Origin of the sequence: Burkholderia sp. SJZ089, from assembly GCF_007828315.1 — a bacterium.
In the GTDB taxonomy this organism is placed as follows: Bacteria; Pseudomonadota; Gammaproteobacteria; order Burkholderiales; family Burkholderiaceae; genus Burkholderia; species Burkholderia gladioli.
Genome location: NZ_VIUM01000007.1, coordinates 103,450 through 119,917, shown reverse-complemented (window position 1 = coordinate 119,917; position 16,468 = coordinate 103,450). Strand labels below are relative to the sequence as shown.

Genomic DNA, 16,468 nt, shown 5'->3' with positions numbered 1-16,468 from the left:
ACGGGATTTTCGCTGAGTCGAGAGCTGGTGGATGCCCTGGTCTCACTGCCTGAATTTTCACAACGATGCGCATGGCTTTGCACGATCACCAATGGTCATCGAGGTTCTTCCGTTCGCAATGGACGGAGCCCACCACCAATTGCATGAATCGAGCGCGGGTTCCGTCGGCTTCAAAGCTTGAAAGCAGCGGTGGCTACAACGCCGCGATGGCCTCCTGCACGACGGGCAGATGAGCCTTCCGGAAATGACACGCCGCCACCACCAGCGCACCGATCCCGCTGCCTGCGGCGCCCACCACCAGCGCGGCCTTGGCCTTCGGATGCGATATCAGGTGTGCGCCGGCATTCAGCGCCTTGCCCACCGTGGTGCAGTAGAACCGCACCATCGGAAGCGCCGGATATTCCCCTTCCTCGGCGTAGGCGATAGCAAGACTGCGCAGCAGCAGGTTCACGATGTTGCAACCCAGTTCGCCGAGCGCCAGCCCCTTGTGGGAAACCGCATAGGCCGCTTCTTCCATGCCCTCGGGCAACTTGTACAGCATGTACTTCACGCTGTGCTGGGCTAGCACGACAAACCAGGCCAGCGTATCGAGCTCGCGCGACATGCGCGACGGAATTCGCTTGCGGTCGCGAACCAGCTTGTACGCGCCATATACCGGCGTCGCCAGATGCGCCAGCACACCGAGGGTCCAGAAAACCCATTTGACTTTCCCGATGGCCTTTTGCTTGACGACGCTCGCCGCCGCCGACAACGCCCCGCTCATGACCGAATAAAAGCTGATGCAGCTCGAAACAACATCCTTGAGCACGGCGGCGATTGACAAAAGGCCGTCGGACTGCACCGCCACCACGTCGTCGGTCGGCAGGCGCACCCTGGCCACCGCCTGAATGTCGACCTTGGGGAAAATCAGCTTGAAGAGGATCGTGCCCATCACGGCGGGCGGCAGCAGCACGAGATCGATGATCGAGAATGACAGATCCTTCTTCTCCCCGCTGATCAGCTCCCACAGTTTCTCGATCAGCGGCGAACGGATGCGTGCGAACATCACCGCGCGGAAGGCATCGAGCAGCGCCGCCAGGGTATCGATCATGGCAAGGCACAGGTCCTTGCCCATCGTCAGCGCGTTTTCCGCGATGTTGAGCCCGACCGCCGCCACCACCTCCTTGATCTTCTCGAAGCTCAGATCGAGGATCGACGGATTGCCATCCGGGAAGATCGAGCGGATCGCGCCGCCGATATCGCTGCCCATGTTCGAGAGGTTGTCGAGCTGGCGATTGAATACGTCCATCATGCCGGGCCCGGTGTCCGGCATGTCGGGCAGCTCGATATCGATAAACGCCTTCGTGACGTTGCCGAACTGCTCCATGATCCACGAGCCTGGACCACTGTTGACGGCCGCGTCCTGGCCGTCGGCGCCCTGCTTGCGCGCCGCCGCGATCTCCTGTTCGCCGACCGGGCGCGACACCGGGAAACCGTGACTGCGCTTGATGTCCTGCACCTTGCGGATGCCGTCGTCGAAGAAACCGGCCACGATCGGCCGCAAACCCTGCACGTCCTTCCTGAGCGCCTTCAGCTGATCCTCGAAACCGTCACGGACGCTATTGCGCACCGCGATGATGTCGTCCCAGTCGAACAGGAACTTGAGGAAGTCCCAGACATCCTCGGCGGCTGTCTTGATGGAGGCCCACAGCCATTTGAAGAACGAGCCGATTTCCTCGAGCGTGTTGAGGATGAAGCGGCCGACCCTGCCGCCGATCTCGCAGATGAATTCGATCACGTCGGTGGCCTTGCGCACCACGAAACGCACTGCATCGGTGGCCGCATTGGCGATCATCTCCCAGGTATCCGAAAGCGAGACCCCGGTACCGAACAGGCCCGACGAGGTGCGCCCCGCCTGGCTCGCGAGGCGGTTCGCAGTGGTCTGATCGATCGGCTGCAGGCCGCCGGCGCCGTCCGAGGCCAGCCCCCAGCTATACCCATCCGGCAGGCTGGCCGCCGCGACCCGCGAGGAAAAGATCTCGCCCTCATTCACCAGCCAGATGCCGTCGGCGCCGCCGGACTTGCTGGTGGCAAGCTGAGCGGCCTGCTTGAGCGACTGCACGAGCGCGTCGAGCGAGTCGGCCTCGTTGCCGGTGCGCCACGCGTCGCCGAGCAGCGGCTGGCCGTCGGCCTTACTGGCCTTGCGCAGATCGTCGGCCGTGAGTGTACCGAAGCGCTGATAGAGGCTCGAAGCCGGATTGATATCGATCGCTTGCGCCCAGTGATCAACCTTGAGCCGGTAAGTCGCCGGGCTGAACGACAGCGCGCGGTTGCTGAGCGTGAGCTTGCCGTCGGCGGGAATGTCGAGCACCGCGTCGTTGCCGGGATAGACGAAATGGCTATGGCCGTTTAGCACGATGGTCGACGCCACCGAAGCGGACAGACGCACGCGCCCCGCCGCCGGCAAGCCGTTGTCGTTCTTGAACGCCACCACGGTCTGGAACGTCAGCAGCTTCGTGGCCGCACCGACATCCGCGACGGTAATGGGTTCATCCTGCCAGATGCCCCGGGCGTCGCGCACCAGCGAACTGGTGCCCCCTTCGTCGTGGATCACCAGCACGGAGGCGCTCAGATGCGTATCGCCTGGCACCGCGGCGATTTCATGCACGCCGCGCCGCAGCACCAGCGGCTCGCTCCACGGCGCCGGCGCACGCTGCCCCGGCTCCAACGCAGGCCGGCTGGCGACCAGCAATCGCCCGGCGTTATCGAGTGCCCACACCGTGACCGCACCATCAGCCGCCTCGGCAACCAGCAGACGCTCGACGCCGGGCGCGACGTCCTCGCTCATCACCGTTTCGAAGATCGCGTCCTCCTGCTCCTCGAAATCCTCGGCGGCCAGCCGTTGCACGCCGCGGCCGCCCGTGTAGAGATCGGCACCCGCGCCGGGGCGGTTCAGCCCCATCGACAGCACGTTGGCGCCGCCCGGGCAATCGAGCGGAAAAAACGGCGTGGCCACCGGATTGCCGTTTGCATCGAGCGTCGGCACCTTGCGCGTGATCACCACGCGCTTGCCCTTGTGATTGGTGCCGAGCACGTGCAGCGCTGCGTCGCCTTCCACGCCGCCGACCTGGAAATCGGCGATATCGGTCAGGTCGATCGCCGTGCTGTAGACGAGGCCGCCGCTCTGGAAGCTGCCGGGCCGCCGCTGGCGGATCACGAAGGTATTGGCCAGTACGCCCGCGCCGGCGGACATCAGCGTTAGCCAGCCGCCGTCCGCTTCCTGCACCACGCGCATGCCGTCGACCTTGAGCGCGTCGCGCGTGCCGTAGTTGTTCCAGGGCAGCGCGCTCCAGTCGTCGTCGCGCGTGCTCACGTCATAGGCGATCAGGATCTGGCTCGGATTGCCCGGCGCGGACGAATCGACGGCGACCGCCAGCGTGACCTTGTCGTCGTCGGCCGTCCAGGCGGCCGCGAAGGCGCGCACCGTCCCTTTGGCGATGTGGGCGAAGCTGGCGGACAGATCTATCGTTTCATAGCTGGCCGGCAGCTCGGTCCCGCCATTGGCGACGCGCCGCAGCAGCCGCAGATGCTGCGCGCTGCCGGTGCTCAGGAGCATTGGCGCGAGTGCCTCCGGGCGATGGTCGGGAATCGCGACCACGGTCGGTTGATAACGGCTGCCCGCGCTGGCGGCGGCCAGATCGGCGGCGCCGAAGGCGCGCGCGGGTTCAAGGTAATCGAGCAGTTGGCTGTCCACCGTGAAGGAAACGGGGGTCCCGTTGAGCTCGGTGGTGTTGAAGCGCTTGACGGCGGGCGTGTTCATGGCGGTGAGGTCGGTGAAGATAGCGGGAAGCGGATGACGGCATTCGCGAAACAGGCAGGAGCCGCATAGCGTGCTCCCCGGCGATTCAATGGGACGGCGCCATCATTTCGGCTTTAGCGAGGTGCGATAGACCACGTCGAGAAGCAGATCGCGGCCCGGTCCGATGCGCGGCTTCGAGAAACCAAAGGCTTCGCCGCCGGGCGGAATGATCGCGAAGTCCTTGAGCCGCAGATTGAGCTTGCCGAACACCTCCTCCAGCATGCGCTGGATCTTCTCGCGGATGGCATCGGAAAAGCCGGTGGCCTGCGAGCGGTCCCATGCATCGTTGTTGAACACGCTGACGAAAACGTTGCTGCTCGATGCCTCCGACGTCTGCACGGGCGTGCCGATCTCGATGGTGATCTGCGGGCTGATCTCGCAGATCACGCCGTCGCTGTTGGCGATGAAAACCAGCTTGCCAGCGATCGGCACCACGGTTTTGGCCCACGCATCGGTATTGCCCCACGCGGTGTCGCGCTTGCGAGACAGCTCGATGACGAAGGCGCCGCTCACGGCATAACCTTCGCCGGCTGAGGGCGTCAAATCGAGGCTCAGGCTTTTCTGCAGCAGGAACTTGACCTTGTTGTCGTCCTCTCTGCCCTCCCATTCGTATCGGTTCTGCGCTGGCGACGAGCGGATCGACACCTTGCCGGTGGTATCGTCCCAGGCCGGCGTTTCGGTCAACAGCAAGTGATGTTCGGGATACGGATATTCGACTTCGGGCTTCGTGACTTTGCGCCCGAGTTTCGCTTCGGCCGCCTGGTTAGCCTGCTCCATTGCGTCGTATTGTTCCGGCAGCGCCTTGCGGAAAATCTCCGCCAGCAGCCGGGCGACGCGGCCGCTGCGCAGCACCATCGCGCCCGCCGCCGTGGCCTGCCTACCTTCCACCCGGTCCGGCGTGAGCCAGCTGCCCAGCGCGCCCAGCGCGTTGTCGAGCGGCCCGCCGTGGGCCGGCATGGGCCGGCCGTCGACCACCGTGCACAGGTAATCGAGCGAGCTCGGGCTGGCCTTGGCGCCATGCGCCGGCGGCCTCGTTACCTTGAAGCGCAGATCGTTGATCGACAGGCTCGGCTCGACTTTCGGCGCGTGCGGACGCATCGTCGTGTTCAGCAGGAACCGCCCGACCGGATTGCCGTCGGGCGTTCGGTCGCGAGCAAAGTAATCGCGCATGAAGAGCGCGAACTGATCGTCGAGCTCCTGGCGCAACGCCACAATGTTTTCCGGCCGGGCCAGGAATTTTTCCGCATAACCCGCATGTCTGAAGCGCTGGGCGCTCTGCTCCACACCTGGCACTGACAGGCCGAAGCCGCTCACGATATCGAGGGTCGTGAGATTCAGGAACAGGCATTCGATCGTGAACGCGCCGGCGCCCTGGCTACCGCTCAATGCCGCGACGGTCCGGGCGGTCTGCGCATCGAGGCTGTACAGCTGCTCCGGCCTCACCTCGTTTTGGACCAGCGTGGCAGTGAACCAGAATTTCAGGCCCGTCAGGTCCAGCGACGCGCTACGCTTGCCCACCGTCTTGGCGACAGCGCCCGAGGCGATCTCGAAGGTCACAATCACATCGTGCAGCGACTGCCGCGCCGGATCGACCGACACGACCGGCGGCTGCAAACGCAGATCGAGGCGGTAGTGCAAATCGTTATCGGCTTCGCCGTCCTCGCTTTCCTTGACGACTTCCTTGTTGCAGACACTGAGCCCCGCAGTGCCGTGATGCCATTTCTGCCAGGCGCTGGCGAGCTGGACATTGATGCTCTTGAGCGTCAGCGAGACGGCGATGTCGAAGTCCTTCAGGATGTTCTGGGTGCTGTCCTCGATTTTCTCGAACTGCGGCGTATCGGACATGATGATGGCCTTGGTAGCGTTGTTTTTACGGGTCACACTTGCCGCGCGGCGCCAGCGATGTTGCGGCGCCGCCGGTTACTCTCGGAATTCCTTCACCTCATGCTCCGGATGAGCCGGGTCGGGGACACCCCGCTTGCACGGCGCGTCCGGCAGCAGCGCGGGCCATGTCAGCCCGGTCACGGCATCCGGCACGAGGCCGGTCCGCGCCATCAACCGTTCCAGCAAAACATCCGCGCCGGCGTCGGGATCGGCTTGCAGCAGGCCTGCGAGCTGCCCGACCACCACGGCCACCGCGCCGCTGGTATCGCCCGGCGGCCCCGGCTGTGCGAACAGCGTGGTGGCGCAGCCGCTGCCGAACGAACGATGCAGGCGCTGGCTTGACCATTTCACGCCGAACGGCGTACCCGCGAGCGGGTCGCCGTCGAGCGCGCCCACGCTGACGGTTTCCCGCAGGATCGCGGGCCACGCCATGCCCTGCTGCTGCGCCTCGCGAAAGCGCGGATACAGATTGCCGGCTGCCGCGACCGTCAGCACGCCTGCGCCGCGCAAGGCCGCGATCGTCCGGCGCAGCGCACTATCCTCGAACAGCGTGTCGGCGCGGTAATGAAACATGTCGCCGAAAGCCGCGCAGATCACCGATGGGCCCAGCTCGGGCAACCGTTCCAGTACCCAGGCAAAACCGGCCTCGATGGCCTCAGTGCTGCGCAGCCAGCCGTTCTCGTCGACGATCCGCACCAGCGCGAGCCGCGCCTGCGGACACTGGGCCAGCACGGTTTCGGCGACGCGCGTGCCGTGTTCGTTGCACCGCGCGAACAAGCCGCCTTCGTCGCTCAGATCGATGCCGCCGCAAAGCCGCCGCGCCGCCTCGCTGTGCCGAAGCAAGCCGGAATCGAGCAGACAGACCGTGACCGGCGCTTTCATTTCCGGGCCTAGAACGTCGACTTGAACTTGATTGCCATGCGGCAAGGTGCCGGTATCGGCGTAACCGGGGGGCGCCCGGCTCGAACCGGCGAAATCGTGCGGGCATGCGTGTGCGCTGGAAGATTGGCCTGCCCGCAAAGCGCCGCGCCCGGCATTTGCGCTGAAGCGCTCCCCTGGCGACGCGCCGTGGCGGCCCTCTGGTTCAGTGGCATGCCGGTCGTAAATACGCCCGTGAAAATGGGCAGGCAATAATTGATCTTGCCGTCCCCGCCGTAATGCGCGCCGATGATAGAAAAAGCGCGGGATGTTGCGCGATCAACAGCGTTCGGCCATCGCAGGGAAGCCATCCTGCCGGCAAGACATTTCCCGCGGACATCGTCACGGCCCCCTACAAATGACTCGCCATTCATTTTTTATCCTCGCTTGGTCTGGTCACGCTTTTTTATTGCGAGCAACTTCTCGTGCACCTCCACGCTCGCGATGGAAAGGCGCCGCACCGGCTCTGGCCACGCCAGTCGTGAGACACCCCGTGCTCATGCTGTCAGGCGGTCGCAATTTATATCGTCGCAAGGCTATCCCAGCTTGACGACGCCGACGAGCCGAAACGATTGCAGAACGGTCGAAAAGATTTGCGGGAAGGAAAAATATTGAAGAATCGATTGCGCCCCGACCTGCCTCGGGACGCCGCCGTTTTTCGCCCGCCCCCATCTCGAAAATATGGAAAAATGCGCCCATGACCACGGGGATCCACACAGGCGACGGGCACCTGCACGGGTTGCGCGTACTGATCGTCGACGACAATCGCGAAGACCGTATGCTGCTCATGGATTTCCTGAGCCAGCAGCGTTGCCGCGTCTACCTGGCGAGCGACGGCCGCGACGGTTACGGCAAGGCGCAAGCCGTGCTGCCGGACCTGATCCTGATGGACATCACCATGCCCGTCTGCGACGGCCTTACCGCCTGCCACCTGCTCAAGGCCGATCCGGCCACTCGCGCCATTCCGCTGATTTTCCTGAGCGCAGCCGGCATGCCGCACGAGCGTGTTGCAGGCCTTGCGGCGGGCGCCGTCGATTACGTGACCAAACCGTTTAATTTCGAGGAAGTGCGGCTGCGGCTCGGCATTCATCTGCGGGGCAAGCTCGCGCGCCAGACGGCGGACGAAACCGAAGTCGACGTGGCATCGGGCACGGGCGGCGGCGCCAATACGCTCGACATGGCCCTGTTTCGCGCGGCCCGTAAACTACTGCTGATCCAGCTCGACGACACGCCCGTACTCGCGCGTCTGGCCCGCGCCGTCGGCACCAACGCGCACCGGCTCAATCTCGCCTTTCGGCGTTGCGTCGGCATGACGGTGTTCGACTTCTTGCGCGAGGCGCGCATGAAGGAGGCAAGGCGACTCCTGAGCGAAACCGCGCTTGACGTGCAGACCATCGCCAGCTCGCTCGGCTACGGCACGCGCAGTAATTTTTCCACCGCGTTCCGCAAGCATTTCGGCTTCGCGCCGAGAGCGCTGCGCCAGCCCAAAGACGAGGATGCCTGATCATGCGCGCGCCTCATGTGGTGTGGCGCCCGCTAGCCCTCGCTCTCTCTTTGTGCTCGCTGTTACCGCTGCTTGCGCTGGTCCTGCTGATGACGCGTCCAGCCAACGTCGAGGCTGGGGAAAGCGGACCCGCCGTCGAGGTCATCGATCTGGCGCGGCTGGCACCCCAGTTGCCGCTGACGCGTCAGCTGGCGCTGCTGGAGGACCCTGGTGGCCAACTCGATGCCGCTGCCGCGCTCGCCTCTCCCAACTGGCAGCCCGCGACGCCCGCCGCGCTCACCCGGGGCTATAGCGCCTCGGCGTTCTGGCTCACGGGCACGCTCGAGAACAGCGGCCGCCAGGAGGTGACGCGCTGGTTGTCGGTCGCCGTGGTGCGGCTCGAAGACGTGCGCTATTTCCGCTTCGCGCCTGGCGACGACCGTCCGCGGGAAACCGTGCTCGCGGGCAACCGCGAACCGCTCCTCAGCCGGCCCGTCAAAACGGCGCTGTCGGTTTTCCCCATCACGCTCGCGCCGGGCGAACGGATGCGTTTTGCACTGCGCATCCAGAGCCGTTCGTCGGTCAGCATGGCGGCCGACCTCTGGACGCCCGGCGCGTTCCGTGACACCGAGCAACAGGGCGCGATGGGCGAAATGCTGCTGGTCGGCTCGCTGCTGACCATCACCGTCTACGCGCTGTGCCTCGGCTTCAGCCGGCGCGATCCCGTGTTCCTGCTGCTCGCAGGTACCGTGCTCTGCGACATCGCTTACGACCTGGCTTTTCGCGGCTATCTCTATCGTTACGTTCTGGTTGACGGCGGCGAATGGGTGCTACGCGCGCCGAGCATCGCTGGCGCCATCACCACCGCACTGTTCAGCGCGATGGCGATGGCCTATGCCGAACTCGAACGGATTCCGTACTGGAAATGGACTTACCGCGCGTTGATCGCGTTGCAGTGCCTGTTCGGCCTCTGGAGCGCCATCGGCGACTATCGGGTCAGCGCGAATTTCGCGCTCGATAGCATCTTTCTGTGCAACCTCGTCTGGATCGTCTCGATGCTCGACGGGTGGCGGCGCGGTCACGCCAATGCGCGACTGTTTCTGCTCGCCTTCGCGATCGACTGCGCCACGCTGTTCCTGCGGATCGCCTTTCTTTACGGCATACTGCCCGAGCGCTGGGGTGCGGGCATTGCCTGGGACAATCTGTCTGTACTTTTGATGATGATCCTGACAGTGAGCGGACGCGCGATGCACCTCGAACGGCAACAGCAACGGGCCCAGCAGGCGCTGCTCGACGAGCGGGCGCGCGAGCAGGAGCGGCTCGAACGCGCCGTCGGCGAGCGCACCGAGGCGCTGCACACGGCCCTGATCGCTGCCGGTGAAGCGAACCGCGCGAAAACGGACTTTCTCGCGCGGGTCAGCCACGATCTGCGTACACCACTGACCTCGATCATCGGCTTTGCCGACCTCGTGCAGGCGGGCGGCCGTGAGGACGCCGCGCGCGGTGGCATCATCCGCCGAAGCGCCACACACATGCTCCACATGGTCAACGACCTGATCGATTTTGCCGCCGGCCGGGATACGGATGCGCTGCACCCAGCGCCCGTCTATACCCATGCGCTGCTCGACGCGCTCTCGAACGAGGCGCAAAGCCTTGCCGGCAAGGCCGGCCTGCGCTTCGTGCTCGACCTGCGCAATGAAGTACCGCCGATTCTCGAACTCGACGACAAACGCATCCGCCAGATCGTCGGCAATCTCGTCGACAACGCCATCAAATTCACGCGCGCGGGCACCGTTACCTTGTCGGTCGACTGCCGGAGCGAGCCGCCCGCGACCGCGGCGGTCGCCCTGATGATCGCGGTCAGTGACACCGGATGCGGCATCGCCGTCGAGGCACAGAGCCGGATTTTCGAGCCGTTCCATCGCCTCGATGCGGCGCGCAGCCTGCCGGGCATCGGGCTCGGGCTCGCCATCGTCAAGCATTGGGTGTCGCGCATGAACGGTATGCTGACTTTGGATAGCACACCGGGCCTCGGCACGACCATCACGTTGACGATTCCGTCGCGCATCGTCCCCGAAGCTGATGCGGCCCGGCATCATCTTTCCGATACAGCAGGTGTGTTGCCGTCGATCGCCGGCAATGGCCTACGGATCTGGGTCGCAGAGGATGCCGCAGAAATCCGGCAGTTTCTGGACGATGAGCTGTCGAATCTCGGCTTCGAGGTGGAGACGATGCCGGACGGCGCGGCGCTGATCCAGCGGGTTATCGGGGCGCGCGGGCCTCGGCCCGATCTCGTGCTGACCGATCACACGATGCCTCGCGCGGGCGGCGCGGCGGTGCTGGCAGCGGTACGGCAGCACTTTCCGACGGCGCCGGTCGTGGTGCTTTCCGCGCTACCGCAAGCTGTCAAGGAAACTCGGGGAAATGGCGATGCCGCCGGCTACGACGCGTGCCTGCTCAAGCCAGTCAATCTGCCGGAACTGCACAACACCTTGGCGCGCCTGCTGGGGCTGGCCCGGGAGAGCACCGCGGGGCCACCACAGGGCGAGGAGGCGCCGCTGGTGCGTCCGTCGATGCATGCTCTTGCCGAGGCGCGGCAACTGATCGGCCTGGGCGCGATCACGGATCTGGTCGACTGGGCCGACGGGCTTGCCGCACGCGACCGGCGATGCGCGACATTTGCCCTGAAGGTGCAGCAATTGGCGAGGCTTGGAGAGTTGGGGGAATTGCGGGTGCTTCTCGAAAAATAATCGACGATTTGCGTAGGCCACATTAAATGTGTCAACTCACGTGCTGGCTCGCATTGGCAACGCGCGGAGACATGTGCAGCATGGATTCGCGGATTCGAAATATTAATGTCGACGACCGGGCACGCGGTATCGATTTTTTCGGTTGTATCAGGCAGTAGTCGGCCAACAGCCGCCATTGATGCACCATTCCCGTGGTCACGCCTTCTTGACGAATTCCGATTTCAGGCTCATGGCACCAAAGCCATCGATCTTGCAATCGATATCGTGGTCACTGTCCACCAGCCGGATATTTTTTACCTTGGTGCCCATCTTGATCACGCCAGCCGAACCCTTCAGTTTCAAGTCCTTGATGACCGTGACGGTATCCCCATCCTGCAGGACATTTCCGGCTGAATCGCGATAAACCCTGTCAACTGTTTCGGTCGGCACAGTTGCTTGCCCCGACCATTCATGCGCACACTCCGGGCAAGTGTAGAGGCTCCCATCTTCGTATGTGAACTCGGAATTGCATTTTGGGCAGGGGGGCAATGCGCTCATGTGTAATCCTTGGTGCCTGACGAGGGCAATGAAAGCGCGAAAGTATAGCGTGTCCGGTACGTTGGTCATCCTGCCCCGCTCACCACGTCACCATGTTGAGCGTCCGCTTTCGGGATGCCTGACCGTCGGCTTTGGGTTGCGGATTCAACCCGTCGATGCAACGAATTGATGAAAACGTTCAGTCGGTGTATCGAAGTCTAGTATCTTCCTCGGGTCGAAATCGATGCCGGCTTCACGCCGGACGCAGCGGCTCAAGCGTCGATCGGGGCGGCCTTGTCCGGCCTCTCCCTTCCCAAGACATCAGAGCGATGCCGGGCACCTGATCCAGCCGACGAATCGACTTCAGCCGGCTCATGGAGCATACCGCGAGGTCGATCAGCCGAATCGGCTGGCGCACCGCTACGGGCGGTGAGACGCATCCATGTGGTTCAGGTCTGCCTGGCAAACCGGGAGAGAGATTCCCGGAATCGCGGCGTCACGAAATCGAGAAAGCGTCGCAATTTCAGCGGCATCATGTTGCGGGAAACGTGGACGAGCTGGATCGGCACCGGGTCGAGCTCGAAGGAATCCAGCACGATCTCGAGCTTGCCGGCGTCGACGGCCTCTGCAACGTGATAGTGCAGCAGTTGCGTGAATCCGAGACCGCGAATCGCGGCGTCGACCGCCGCATCGGGCGACGAAACCTGCAGCCGCGGAGAAATGGGGAGGATGACCAGCCGGCCTGTGTCCGGACACCGAAAGCTCCAGTCCGGCGAGAACATCGGTCCGTTGAATCTCACGCAAGGCATGTCCGCCAGATCTGCGGGCGTGCCGGGAATCCCTCGTTTCTCGAGCAAAGCGGGACTCGCGCACACGACCGGACGAAATGCGCCGATTCGCGTCGCAATCAGACTGCTGTCGGGCAGTCTGCCGATACGAACCGCCACGTCGACGTGCGCTTCGACCAGATCGACATTGCGGTTCGATTGCGTCAGCGTGACATCGATCTCGGGAAATTCGTCCAGGAAGTCCAGGATTTGCGGCAGCACGTAGAGTCGCCCGAGGAGCACCGGCGTGGCGATTGTGAGCTCTCCGCGCGGTACCGTGAACTCTCCCGTCGCCTCGCGTTCCTGTTCGGCGACCAGATCCAGAATCTGCCGGGCCGTGGCCGCGTAGGCCACGCCCGCATCCGTCAGCGCGAGCTTGCGCGTCGTGCGCGTGAGCAGGCGCGTGCCCAATTGTTCTTCGAGATCGGTCACCCGGCGCGTGAGCGTTGGTACCGGCACGTTCATTTCCCGTGCTGCGGCCGAGAAACTGCCTTTCTCTATCGCCGCGAGCAGCATCGTCATGGCTTCGAGTCGGTCCACGTCACTTGTCCATTTTTTGAGGAAATGAAAATCGATTTTAGTGGATTCACCACCGGGGCGCCGGGCGGCATGATGCGCTTCATCGACGTTCATTCATTGCTCAAGGACCAGTCCATGCAGGCCTCCACCCTTTTTTCTCCCGGTGCGCTTGGTGAAATCCATGTCTCGAACTGTATCGCAATGGCACCGCTGACGCGGGCGCGCGCCGACCTTGAAGGCGTGCAGACGGCTCTCGCTGCCGAATATTACAGCCAACGCGCATCGGCCGGATTGATCGTTGCCGAAGCCACCAATGTTTCCCGCCAGGGGCGCGGTTATGCGTATACCCCAGGCATCTACACTGAAGAGCAGGCGCGGGCCTGGCGGCGGGTGACCGATGCGGTCCATGACGCCGCTGGGACGATCGTGTTGCAGCTTCTGCATACCGGCCGGATTTCGCATGTGAACCTACATGGAGGTTCTCGCTCACCCGTCGCGCCGTCGGCGATCCAGGCCCGCGGCACGGTGTTGACCGCGACCGGCATGCTGCCGCCGTCCATGCCTCGTGCATTGCGTGCGGACGAGATTCCCGGCGTGATCGACGAGTACCGGCACGCGGCCCGGATGGCGGAAGAGGCGGGATTCGACGGCGTCGAGATTCACATGGGTAACTGCTTCCTGCTCGAGCAATTCCTGCGGGACAGCACGAATCATCGGGACGACCGATATGGCGGTTCGATCGAGAACCGGCTGCGCCTGCCTGTCGAGGTCGCCGAGGCCGTGGCCGCGATCTGGGGTGCCGGGCATGTGGGTGTGCGATTGTCGCCGGTCAAGACCACGATCGGCGAGACGCCGCTCGACAGCGATCCTCAGTCGACATACGAGCGACTTGTCGAAAGGCTCGGCTCGCTAGGCCTCGCCTACCTGCACTGCATCGAGGAGCGGGTGCCGGCCGGAACAGCGGAGGCATTCGATTTCCGCGCTTTGCGCCGTGCGTTCGACGGCGCGTACATCGCCAACAGCGGCTATGACCGCGCGCTGGCGATCGAGGCGATCTCGAACGGCCATGCCGACATGGTCGCTTTCGGCAAGGCGTTTATCGGCAACCCGGATCTGGTCGAGCGCTTGCGTCTGGACCGGCCGCTGGCGGAGGCGTCGACTCAAACGTACTACGGCGGCGGCGCGCAAGGGTACACGGACTACGCCCGGTACCAGGCCGCCTGATCTGCACCGGTTCGAGCAGCCGACAGCTGCAACGTCACTCCCTCGTCGTTGATATCAACGGCGGCTTATCCAACCATGAATATTTGCATTCCTATTTAAATGTTAAATGAAGGAAGAAAAATGAAACTGAAGAACAAGGTTGCACTGATCACCGGCGGCACGTCGGGCATCGGTCTGGAAACCGCGAAACTGTTTCGCGCAGAAGGTGCCTCGGTTGTCGTGCTCGGCTCGAACGCCGAGCGTCTCGCCGTGGCCGGCGAGGAGATTGGCGGGGATGCGCTGTTGTTGTCGGCCGATCTTCGCAAGCCGGCCGATATCGAACGCGCCATCGAAGCGATACGCACCAAATTCGGTCGTATCGACGTCGTGTTCGCCAATGCGGGCGCCGGCAAGGTGGTGCCGCTCGAGGCTGTCACCCCGGAGCTGATCGACGAGCATTTTTCGCTGAATTTCACCGGGCTGCTGCTGACGATCCAGAAGGCCGTGCCGCTCATGCCGAAGGGCGGCAGCGTGGTGGCGACGACGTCGTTCCTCGACACCGTCGGCATGCCGGGCCTATCGCTGCTGGCCGCGACCAAGGCCGCGGTCCGGTCGCTGGTCCGCACGCTGGGAGCGGAGCTGGCACCACGTGGTATCCGCGTGAATGCCGTCAGCCCGGGTGCGATCACGACGCCGTTCTACGGCAAGCTCGGGTTGACCGACGAGCAACTCGCCGCAACTGCGGCGGCGATCCAGGCCAAGGTGCCGTTGCAGCGCTTCGGCGAGTCGATGGAAATCGCGAGGAGTGTGCTGTTTCTCGCCAGTGACGACTCGTCGTACACGACGGGCGTCGAACTGGTGGTCGACGGCGGCTTGACGCAATTCTAACGATCGTCGGAAACCGAACCGGAACGGAGTATGCGAGCGGGCTTGCCGGCATCGTTGCGGCAAGCCTTGTCCGGATCGTTCGCGGTTCAAGCAGCGCTTTTTCAACCCGGCAGAACCTGAAAGTGAAAACACGCACTCTCTTGGCCGCGGCAGTCGCGTTGACCACCAGCCTCGCCACACAGGCGGAACCGCTGGCGTCGATCTCGAGTACGACTTCCTATCATCGTGCCACGGTCGACGGCATACGGATTTTCTATCGTGAGGCCGGTCCCGAGGACGCGGTCGATCCGCTATGAAGTACGTTTTCGATCCGGCCGCGTGATGCAGCCTGGTTGCTATCTGTTTGTTTAGCTAAAGGATTCGTGATGGACCGCCGCCTTCTTGTGCTCGCCCTCGGCATGTTTGCGCTGGGCACCGATAGTTTCGTCGTCGCCGGCATTCTGCCGCAGATTTCCCATGTGTTTCACGCGAGCATCGGCGCGGCGGGGCAGATGACCACGGCCTATGCGCTGACCTATGCGTTGCTCGCGCCGACGATTGCAGCGCTGGCCGCCGGTATTCCGCGTAAGAGACTGTTGCTGATCGGTCTTGGACTGTTTGTCGTTTCGAACCTGGCAACGACGATCGCGCCCAGCCTCGGCCTGGCGCTGCTGGCGCGCGTACTGGCCGGAGTGGGAGCGGCAACGTTCTCACCGACCGCGACAGGGGCGGGAGCCATGCTGGTACCGCCGGAGCGCCGCGGTTTCGCCTTGTCGGTGATCGTCGCGGGACTGACTACGGCGACTGCTCTTGGTTCGCCCATCGGAGCAGTCATCGGGGGGCTCAGCGACTGGCGGTGGACGTTCGTGTTCGTCGCTGCGTTGGGCGGCGTTGCATTCATCGGCGTGTGGGCGCTGTTGCCCGAGATGGAGCTTGCGCCCGCCATCACGCTCGGAAAGCGCATTGCGCCAATTGCCGATGCGCGTGTGGCACTGACACTGGCAACGACGTTGCTTGCCATGAGCGGCATTTTCACGGTCTACACCTATTTCTCGGTGGTATTCGATCATGCCGTGGGCGGCCAGGCCATCGTGCTCGGCGTACTGCTGGTGATGTGGGGGGCGACGGGCACGGTATCCAATCTCCTTGCCGGGCGATTGATCGACTCGTTCGGCTCGCACAAGGTGATCGTGCTGATGTTGGGGCTGCTCGTGGTCGATATGGTTTCCTTTCCGTGGACGAGCCTGCACGTCTGGAGTGCCGCGCTGGCCATCGCGGTGGGGCGTTTGCGGATGGGGCATACTCGTTCCGCAGCAGCACCGGCTTGTTACGCTGGCGCCCGCCATTGCGCCGGTCCTGATCGGACTGAATACGGCGGGCACTTATTTTGGCGTAACGGCGGCCGGCATTATCGGCGCGGCGGCGATCCCCGTCATCGGAGGACATCGACTCGGGTTTGTCGCCGCAGTGCTGGTAGCCCTTGCGCTACTGGTGTCCGAATTGGCGACGCGGCGCATCATGGCCGCATCAGGACGGCGGCCGGCCGAGGTCGTATCACCGGTTTGACGATCCCGCTGGCATGGAAAGGGACGCCGGGCATGGCTTTTTGCTTAGCCAGTCTCTGTCGCCACTGCCCATGGCATCATGGCTGAATCAGGTTTGT

12 protein-coding genes are annotated in these 16,468 nt (G+C 63.9%); 6 read left to right on the top strand and 6 right to left on the bottom strand.

Annotated features, from left to right (window positions below):
* Nucleotides 1-193 precede the first annotated feature (193 nt).
* Nucleotides 194-3,274, bottom strand: coding sequence for a hypothetical protein (locus FB600_RS14930; RefSeq protein WP_261383385.1), 3,081 nt, complete (start codon nt 3,272-3,274; stop codon nt 194-196).
* A 291-nt stretch (nt 3,275-3,565) separates the two neighbouring features.
* Here FB600_RS14930 and FB600_RS37735 point away from each other — a divergent pair, with 291 nt between their 5' ends.
* Entirely contained in the window at nt 3,566-3,868 is a 303-nt protein-coding gene (locus FB600_RS37735) for a hypothetical protein (protein ID WP_227742701.1), read from the top strand.
* 33 nt (nt 3,869-3,901) lie between these two features.
* On the opposite strand, the gene FB600_RS14925 is transcribed toward FB600_RS37735, so the two are convergent.
* The 3 genes from FB600_RS14925 to FB600_RS38160 all read right to left on the bottom strand — a co-directional run bounded on the left by FB600_RS14925 (nt 3,902) and on the right by FB600_RS38160 (nt 6,980).
* Nucleotides 3,902-5,683, bottom strand: coding sequence for a hypothetical protein (locus tag FB600_RS14925; protein ID WP_145757022.1), 1,782 nt, complete (start codon nt 5,681-5,683; stop codon nt 3,902-3,904).
* 75 nt (nt 5,684-5,758) lie between these two features.
* On the bottom strand, nt 5,759-6,604 hold the full coding sequence (locus FB600_RS14920; protein WP_145757023.1) for a S8 family peptidase: 846 nt from the start codon (nt 6,602-6,604) through the stop codon (nt 5,759-5,761).
* Between the two features lie 202 nt (nt 6,605-6,806).
* Nucleotides 6,807-6,980 (bottom strand): phage tail protein, encoded by a 174-nt coding sequence (locus FB600_RS38160; RefSeq protein ID WP_098151354.1) that lies wholly within the window; start codon nt 6,978-6,980, stop codon nt 6,807-6,809.
* Nucleotides 6,981-7,337: 357 nt separating this feature from the next.
* Between FB600_RS38160 and FB600_RS14910 the strand changes: the two genes are divergently transcribed.
* Both FB600_RS14910 and FB600_RS14905 read left to right on the top strand, forming a co-directional pair.
* Entirely contained in the window at nt 7,338-8,144 is an 807-nt protein-coding gene (locus tag FB600_RS14910; RefSeq protein WP_013691495.1) for a DNA-binding response regulator, read from the top strand.
* 2 nt (nt 8,145-8,146) lie between these two features.
* The gene (locus FB600_RS14905) at nt 8,147-10,873 is read left to right on the top strand and encodes a hybrid sensor histidine kinase/response regulator (RefSeq protein ID WP_145757024.1); all 2,727 of its coding nucleotides are present in this window, start codon (nt 8,147-8,149) and stop codon (nt 10,871-10,873) included.
* A 195-nt stretch (nt 10,874-11,068) separates the two neighbouring features.
* Here the strand turns inward: FB600_RS14905 and FB600_RS14900 are convergent, their stop codons facing one another.
* Together FB600_RS14900 and FB600_RS14895 are read right to left on the bottom strand one after the other, a co-directional pair.
* On the bottom strand, nt 11,069-11,410 hold the full coding sequence (locus FB600_RS14900; protein ID WP_036030409.1) for a zinc ribbon domain-containing protein YjdM: 342 nt from the start codon (nt 11,408-11,410) through the stop codon (nt 11,069-11,071).
* A gap of 428 nt (nt 11,411-11,838) precedes the next feature.
* The gene (locus FB600_RS14895; RefSeq protein ID WP_145757025.1) at nt 11,839-12,849 is read right to left on the bottom strand and encodes a LysR family transcriptional regulator; all 1,011 of its coding nucleotides are present in this window, start codon (nt 12,847-12,849) and stop codon (nt 11,839-11,841) included.
* On the opposite strand from FB600_RS14895, the gene FB600_RS14890 reads away from it, so the two are divergent.
* From FB600_RS14890 to FB600_RS14875, 3 genes are all read left to right on the top strand, one after another.
* Nucleotides 12,826-13,959: an alkene reductase gene (locus tag FB600_RS14890; protein ID WP_409995221.1), complete on the top strand. Its 1,134-nt coding sequence runs from the start codon at nt 12,826-12,828 to the stop codon at nt 13,957-13,959. The two genes, FB600_RS14895 and FB600_RS14890, sit on opposite strands and share 24 nt — an antisense overlap.
* Before the next feature lie 120 nt (nt 13,960-14,079).
* On the top strand, nt 14,080-14,826 hold the full coding sequence (locus FB600_RS14885) for an SDR family oxidoreductase (protein ID WP_145757026.1): 747 nt from the start codon (nt 14,080-14,082) through the stop codon (nt 14,824-14,826).
* Between the two features lie 365 nt (nt 14,827-15,191).
* A complete protein-coding gene (locus FB600_RS14875; protein ID WP_315898310.1) occupies nt 15,192-16,457 on the top strand; it encodes an MFS transporter in 1,266 nt (421 codons plus the stop codon).
* The last annotated feature ends 11 nt before the right edge of the window (nt 16,458-16,468 follow it).

What these genes read in the sequence shown, in the direction of transcription:
- FB600_RS14905 (WP_145757024.1), top strand. Translation starts at nt 8,147, where the DNA reads ATGCGCGCGCCTCATGTGGTGTGGCGCCCGCTAGCCCTCGCTCTCTCT.
- FB600_RS14925 (WP_145757022.1), bottom strand. Translation starts at nt 5,683, where the DNA reads ATGTCCGATACGCCGCAGTTCGAGAAAATCGAGGACAGCACCCAGAAC.
- FB600_RS14875 (WP_315898310.1), top strand. Translation starts at nt 15,192, where the DNA reads ATGGACCGCCGCCTTCTTGTGCTCGCCCTCGGCATGTTTGCGCTGGGC.
- FB600_RS37735 (WP_227742701.1), top strand. Translation starts at nt 3,566, where the DNA reads ATGCTGCGCGCTGCCGGTGCTCAGGAGCATTGGCGCGAGTGCCTCCGG.
- FB600_RS14895 (WP_145757025.1), bottom strand. Translation starts at nt 12,849, where the DNA reads ATGAACGTCGATGAAGCGCATCATGCCGCCCGGCGCCCCGGTGGTGAA.
- FB600_RS14920 (WP_145757023.1), bottom strand. Translation starts at nt 6,604, where the DNA reads ATGAAAGCGCCGGTCACGGTCTGTCTGCTCGATTCCGGCTTGCTTCGG.
- FB600_RS38160 (WP_098151354.1), bottom strand. Translation starts at nt 6,980, where the DNA reads ATGTCCGCGGGAAATGTCTTGCCGGCAGGATGGCTTCCCTGCGATGGC.
- FB600_RS14890 (WP_409995221.1), top strand. Translation starts at nt 12,826, where the DNA reads ATGATGCGCTTCATCGACGTTCATTCATTGCTCAAGGACCAGTCCATG.
- FB600_RS14910 (WP_013691495.1), top strand. Translation starts at nt 7,338, where the DNA reads ATGACCACGGGGATCCACACAGGCGACGGGCACCTGCACGGGTTGCGC.
- FB600_RS14900 (WP_036030409.1), bottom strand. Translation starts at nt 11,410, where the DNA reads ATGAGCGCATTGCCCCCCTGCCCAAAATGCAATTCCGAGTTCACATAC.
- FB600_RS14885 (WP_145757026.1), top strand. Translation starts at nt 14,080, where the DNA reads ATGAAACTGAAGAACAAGGTTGCACTGATCACCGGCGGCACGTCGGGC.
- FB600_RS14930 (WP_261383385.1), bottom strand. Translation starts at nt 3,274, where the DNA reads ATGCGCGTGGTGCAGGAAGCGGACGGCGGCTGGCTAACGCTGATGTCC.